Consider the following 1209-nt stretch of genomic DNA (forward strand, 5'->3'; position numbering starts at 1 on the left):
GTTGTGGCACTTTGAACTAGCCCAACCATGGAATGCGAAGAACTAATCAACGCCATTAACCACCCTGCTCCAACAGCTTGTATCAGCCCCCCTAAATTAGAAATAAGAGTAGATGACCATAAATTTCGAAATACCGAATTACGAAAAAGTTTTAATGTTGAAATGCTCTGCATCTTTTCCCTCCAACGCTATTTATCACTTTTGTTACCACTCACACACACTCATAATCTTTGTATCAAAAGGATGCATAATTGTTTAAAACACTTCTCATAAAACTCTATTTAAATCAATATTTCAAAACAAAAGCTTTTATTTAAAGAAAGACTTCAAAATGCTGTCAAGGACTAGTATTTTAACCTTCTTTCCTATATAAGAACGAAAATAGGTAAGAGTCTTCGACTTTTCCTGTTTTCTCACAGACCCTTGCTGAACGACATCTCGGCTATGGGTGGCTTTATGTTTCTTCGTTTTTGGAAAGGATAATACGATGTCGATTACAGCTGAACGTAAAAAAGCTCTTGTCGCAGAATACGCAAACAAAGTTGGTGATACAGGATCACCAGAAGTGCAAATTGCTGTACTTTCTGAACGTATTTCTAATTTAACAAACCACTTTAAATCTCACAAAAAAGATAATCATTCTCGTCGTGGTCTTTTGAAGATGGTATCTCAACGTCGGCGTCTTCTTGATTATCTTAAAGGAGTTGACCAAAATCGTTATCAGACACTTATAAAGAAGTTAGGTTTGCGTCGCTAAAAGAAAAATGGAAGTGATATTTAAAAAACACCCATTTTTTCAACGTGTTGCTTTTAATTAAAAATTTTAAAAACTGATAAGTTATTATGGGATAGAACTGCTCATCGTTTCGCATTTAATACGATTTACTTCTCTCTTCGTCGTAACAAAGGAAGTAATTTGTTGTTCACCCCAGAATTTGCAAATATGCTATGCACAACCAGAATGTAAGCAATCAAAGATTTAAACACTGGTCATTAAGGATAAAAAATGTTCAAAACGCACAAGATAGAAATTGAATGGGCTGGGCGTCCTCTCACCCTTGAGACAGGGAAAATAGCGCGTCAAGCTGATGGTGCAGTGATTGCTACCTATGGAGAAACTATTGTCTTAGCAACCGTTGTATCGGCCAAAATCCCAAAACCAGACCAGGACTTTTTTCCACTCACCGTTAATTATCAAGAAAAATCCTA

At 36.2% G+C, this 1209-nt stretch carries 3 protein-coding genes; 2 read left to right on the plus strand and 1 reads right to left on the minus strand.

Translation table 11 applies throughout. The features are described 5' to 3' along the window. Window positions 1-173: MFS transporter (locus tag ACFIL3_RS10315; protein ID WP_375682237.1), on the minus strand; the 173-nt coding region annotated here is incomplete at its 3' end. A gap of 314 nt (window positions 174-487) precedes the next feature. Between ACFIL3_RS10315 and rpsO the strand changes: the two genes are divergently transcribed. Both rpsO and ACFIL3_RS10325 read left to right on the plus strand, forming a co-directional pair. After that, a complete protein-coding gene (rpsO, locus tag ACFIL3_RS10320) occupies window positions 488-757 on the plus strand; it encodes a 30S ribosomal protein S15 (protein ID WP_375611819.1) in 270 nt (89 codons plus the stop codon). A 249-nt stretch (window positions 758-1006) separates the two neighbouring features. Continuing rightward, window positions 1007-1209 (plus strand): hypothetical protein (locus ACFIL3_RS10325; RefSeq protein ID WP_375682236.1); only part of this gene is annotated, 203 nt, incomplete at its 3' end.

Origin of the sequence: Bartonella sp. CE47NXGY (genome assembly GCF_042195415.1) — a bacterium.
In the GTDB taxonomy this organism is placed as follows: Bacteria; Pseudomonadota; Alphaproteobacteria; order Rhizobiales; family Rhizobiaceae; genus Bartonella.